Source organism: Xanthomonas axonopodis (assembly GCF_001304695.1).
Taxonomy (GTDB): Bacteria; Pseudomonadota; Gammaproteobacteria; order Xanthomonadales; family Xanthomonadaceae; genus Xanthomonas; species Xanthomonas axonopodis.
Window position 1 is genome coordinate 1 of the sequence record NZ_JFAQ01000291.1, and the last position, 3,676, is coordinate 3,676.

Genomic DNA, 3,676 nt, shown 5'->3' on the forward strand with positions numbered 1-3,676 from the left:
CTCAGGACGGGGGGACGTCGCGCAGTCCACAGTAGCCACGTAGATTGATCCTCTCACCCCGCTTGGCCAGCCATATCGCTATTACGGCTGCTGTCAAAGAGCCGATGCCTGGCACCCAGTCGGCCACCGAACCCCAATCGATACCGGATAGAAGCTTTGCCACTTCGCGCACCCTCGCTTTTTGCAGGACCGTTACAGGACAACAAAAAAGCCGGCTTATGGCCGGCTTTCTTCGTTTCCACTTTTTGCCCTAACTTCAAGGGTTTGAGTGGTGGGCAGTACAGGGTTCGAACCTGTGACCCCTACCATGTCAAGGTAGTGCTCTACCGCTGAGCTAACCGCCCGAATCCTGCCCCAGCATTGCGCTGTGCAGGGCGCGCATTCTAGCGCAGGGTTTTACCGATCACAAGCCCTATCGTGTCTGCAAGGCGAGCCACCCGCCCTAGCCCAGACTTGCCGCTTTCAACTTCTGGATCTGATCGCGGATTTGAGCTGCGGCCTCGAACTCCAGATCCTTGGCATGCTGATACATCTTCTGCTCCAGACTCTTGAGCTTGCCAGCGATTTCCGCAGGCTTCATGGCACGGTAATCGGGCGCCTCCTCTGCGACCTGGCGCGATTTCGAACGGCCCTTGCCCGACTTCTTCTGGGCCGCATCGTCGCGCGCGCCCTCCATGATGTCTGCGATCGGCCGCTCGACGGATTTCGGCGTGATGCCATGTTCCAGGTTGTACTCGACCTGCTTCTCGCGGCGACGATCTGTCTCGTCGATCGCCGCCTGCATCGAGCGCGTCATCTTGTCGGCATACAAAATGGCCTTGCCGCGCAGATTGCGTGCGGCACGGCCGATGGTCTGGATCAGTGAACCGGTCGATCGCAGGAAGCCTTCCTTGTCGGCATCGAGGATCGCCACCAGCGAGACTTCCGGCATGTCCAGACCCTCGCGCAGCAGATTGATGCCCACGAGCACATCGAACTTGCCCAGACGCAGGTCGCGAATGATCTCCACGCGATCGACGGTGTCGATATCCGAGTGCAGGTAGCGCACCCGAATCCCGTGTTCGCCCAGGTATTCGGTGAGGTTTTCGGCCATGCGCTTGGTCAACGTGGTCACCAACACGCGATCGCCGAGCTTGATGCGCTCGTGAACCTCGGACATGAGGTCGTCGACCTGCGTACCAACCGGACGAATCTCCACCACCGGGTCGATCAGACCGGTTGGACGCACCACCAGCTCCGTAACTTCGCCGGCGGACTCGCGCACCTCGTAAGGACCAGGCGTTGCCGAGACGTAGATGCTGCGTGGCGAGTGCGCCTCCCACTCTTCGAAACGCAAGGGGCGGTTGTCCAGGGCGGACGGCAATCGAAAACCGAACTCCACCAGCGTTTCCTTGCGTGAACGGTCGCCCTTGTACATCGCGCCGATCTGCGGAATGGTCACGTGCGACTCATCGATAACCAGCAGCGCGTCCGGCGGCAGGTAGTCGAACAGGGTCGGCGGCGGCTCGCCGGGCGCCTTGCCGGTGAGATGCCGCGAGTAGTTTTCGATACCGTTGCAAAAACCCACTTCGGCCATCATTTCCAGATCGAATTGCGTGCGCTGCGCCAGACGCTGCGCCTCGACCAACTTGTTTTGCGCGTAGAGCTGCTCCAGGCGTTCCTTCAGCTCCTCCTTGATTGTGTCCACCGCACTCAAGGTGCGTTCACGCGTCGTTGCGTAATGGGTTTTCGGGTACACGGTGTAGCGCTGCAACTTGCGCAAGGTTTCGCCGGTGAGTGGATCGAACAACGTCAGCTGTTCGATGTCGCCATCGAACAACTCGATGCGCAAGGCCTCGGTATCTGACTCGGCGGGGAACACGTCCAACACCTCGCCGCGCACGCGAAAGGCACCGCGCGTGAGTTCGAACTCGTTGCGGGTGTATTGCAGATCGGTGAGATGGCGGATCAACTGGCGCTGATCGATGTGCTCGCCAACCGACAGGATCAGACGCAGCGATAGGTAGTCCTCCGGCGCGCCCAGACCGTAGATTGCCGAAACCGTCGCAACCACAAGCGAATCGCGCCGAGACAGCAAGGTCTTGGTCGCCGACAAGCGCATCTGCTCGATGTGCTCATTGATCGAACTGTCCTTCTCGATGAAGGTGTCCGACGATGGCACATACGCCTCCGGCTGGTAGTAGTCGTAGTAGCTGACGAAGTACTCGACCGCGTTATGCGGGAAGAACGACTTGAACTCGCCGTACAGCTGCGCCGCCAACGTCTTGTTTGGCGCCATCACCAGGGTCGGCTTCTGCACCTGCTGCACCACATTGGCAATGGTGTAGGTCTTGCCCGAGCCCGTTACACCCAACAAGGTCTGCTTGGCCAGCCCAGCCTCGAAGTTGGCGACCAGCTTGTCGATGGCCGCAGGCTGGTCGCCCGCTGGCGAGTAAGGGGATACTAGCTGAAAACAGTCGGTCATGGAGCGGATCTCGGGGAGGCTGCACGAATTTACGGAGGCCAGCATCGGTAGAACCCTGACAGCCACGCAAGTGGAGGCAGCGTTACCTGGCAAGCAACCAATGTTGAGACTGCTTGCTCCACTTCAAGGAGACGCGCAATGGACGCAGCAGGCTATTCGAGCGCGAGAGGGTACACTGCAGTCCAGTTGCTCATCGTGATGGCGATCATCGGAATCGGTGCAGCCATCGGCATGCCCAGCTTCAGAAGCCTCATCGAGTGGCAGCGAGCGACCACACGCGTTCACCTGCTGACCGCACATCTTGCGATGGCCAGAAGTTCTGCCATTACACACGGCGAGCCTGTTAGCATTTGTCCTTCTACCGACGGAGCTCGTTGCCGAACAGATCGCGACTGGAGCCGCGGATGGATCCTCTTTAGGGACCCGGAGCGCGGCGGGCAGCCGCTAAGCGCCGCATCCGTCATCAGGGTGGAGCATGCCTCCTCCACCGGCGGCCTCGACATCACCAGCACCGTCGGAAGATCAATCGTTCGTTTCCTACCGAATGGCCGAAGCAGCGGGACGAACATCACCATTAGTCTCTGCAGCAACGCTCGGCGACTGACTGACATATTGGTCAACAATTCGGGAAGAGCACGTACCGTCCGCTACACCAGTTCTGTGAACTGCACGGCCCGATGAGCAGGCAAACAAAAAGCCGCGACGTGTCGCGGCTTTTTGAACATCTTGGCGCCCGAAGTTGGACTCGAACCAACGACCCCCTGATTAACAGTCAAGTGCTCTAACCGGCTGAGCTATTCGGGCGGGGAGGAGTATTCTAGACGCAACTTTGCAGCAGCGCAACACCCAGGGAACCTCTGAACAACGCACCAAAAAAGCGCAGCTGATACGCCCAGGCTTTCCTAGACATCTCAAGGCCATGGAAAATGGCTAATTCGGAGGTGTCCATGAGCAGTAAGCGGTATACAGATGAGTTCAAGGTCGAGGCGGTCCGCCAAGTGACCGATCGCGGGTTCAAAGTGGCAGAAGTCGCCGAGCGCCTGGGTGTTACCACGCACAGCCTGTACGCCTGGCTGCGCAAGTTCGGCAAGCCCGGCGTCGTGCAGCGCGCCGAGGTGGACCAGAGCGCGGAGGTTCGGCGGCTGAAGGCCGAGTTGCGCCGAGTGACCGAGGAGCGCGACATACTAAAAAAGGCCGCCGCGTACTTTGCGA

At 59.7% G+C, this 3,676-nt stretch carries 2 protein-coding genes, 2 tRNA genes and 1 pseudogene; 2 read left to right on the forward strand and 3 right to left on the reverse strand.

What is annotated here, in order from left to right; all coding sequences use genetic code 11:
- Positions 1 to 269: 269 nt before the first annotated feature.
- Positions 270 to 344 (reverse strand) — tRNA-Val (locus tag XAXN_RS19770).
- 98 nt (positions 345 to 442) lie between these two features.
- Positions 443 to 2,464 (reverse strand): excinuclease ABC subunit UvrB, encoded by a 2,022-nt coding sequence (gene uvrB, locus XAXN_RS19775; protein WP_054320781.1) that lies wholly within the window; start codon positions 2,462 to 2,464, stop codon positions 443 to 445.
- 231 nt (positions 2,465 to 2,695) lie between these two features.
- On the opposite strand from uvrB, the gene XAXN_RS22255 reads away from it, so the two are divergent.
- Positions 2,696 to 3,145, forward strand: a complete 450-nt coding sequence (locus XAXN_RS22255; RefSeq protein WP_277422469.1) for a GspH/FimT family protein — start codon at positions 2,696 to 2,698, stop codon at positions 3,143 to 3,145.
- A gap of 46 nt (positions 3,146 to 3,191) precedes the next feature.
- On the opposite strand, the gene XAXN_RS19780 is transcribed toward XAXN_RS22255, so the two are convergent.
- A tRNA-Asn gene (locus XAXN_RS19780) sits at positions 3,192 to 3,268 on the reverse strand.
- 143 nt (positions 3,269 to 3,411) lie between these two features.
- On the opposite strand from XAXN_RS19780, the pseudogene XAXN_RS19785 reads away from it, so the two are divergent.
- Positions 3,412 to 3,676 (forward strand): annotated as a pseudogene (locus XAXN_RS19785) (transposase); the annotation flags it as partial.